This is a genomic window from Microbispora siamensis, assembly GCF_016863095.1.
Lineage (GTDB): Bacteria > Actinomycetota > Actinomycetes > Streptosporangiales > Streptosporangiaceae > Microbispora > Microbispora siamensis.
Genome location: NZ_BOOF01000136.1, coordinates 1 through 732, shown reverse-complemented (window position 1 = coordinate 732; position 732 = coordinate 1). Strand labels below are relative to the sequence as shown.

1 protein-coding gene is annotated in these 732 nt (G+C 68.2%); it reads left to right on the top strand.

Annotation, left to right across the window (positions count from 1 at the left end):
* Nucleotides 1-9 precede the first annotated feature (9 nt).
* On the top strand, nt 10-732 hold a 723-nt coding region (locus tag Msi02_RS42805), incomplete at its 3' end, for a FadR/GntR family transcriptional regulator (protein ID WP_204053415.1).

Here is a 732-nt window from a genome sequence, read left to right as displayed (position 1 = left end):
GGAAGCACGGTGACCGACACCCAGCGTGAGGGCGGATACCGGCCGGGTTATGAGGTGGCGGCCGAGCAGGTGCTGGAGCTCATCGCCCGGCTGGGCCTGCGACCGGGCGACCGCATGCCGACGGAAAACGACCTGGCCCGCCAGCTGGGCACCAGCCGCACCGTCGTCCGCGAAGCCGTGAAGATCCTGTCCGCGCTCGGCCGGGTACGCGCCCAAAAAGGCCGCGGCCTGTACGTCGCCGACGACGAGGGAATGCTCGGCACCGGACGGATGGCCTCCTTCTTCCTGCCCACCGACCTGGACCACATCTACATGCTGTTCGAGTTCCGCCGCACCCAGGAAACCGAGACCAGCAGACTCGCCGCCCGCCGCGCCACCCCCGCGGAACTACGCGCCATCGAAGAAGCCGCCACCATCTGCCGCCACGGATTCGAAACCGGCCGCGAAGACCTGTTCAACCAGGGCGACGACACCTTCCACACCGCCATCGCCACCGCCTCACACAACATGTTCCTCCAGATCGCCGTACGCGAAGCCCGCCGCCTGCAAGCACAATCCAGCCTCATCGGAATGCGCGGCTCGGTCGGCGGCCACGCCGCCAAAGCCGTCGAAGAACACGACGCCATCTACCAAGCCATCCGCGCCGGCGACCCCGAAGCCGCCGCCCACGCCGCCGCCACACACATCGACAACACACTCGACGACTACCGCAGAGAGATCCAGCAGCGCCTG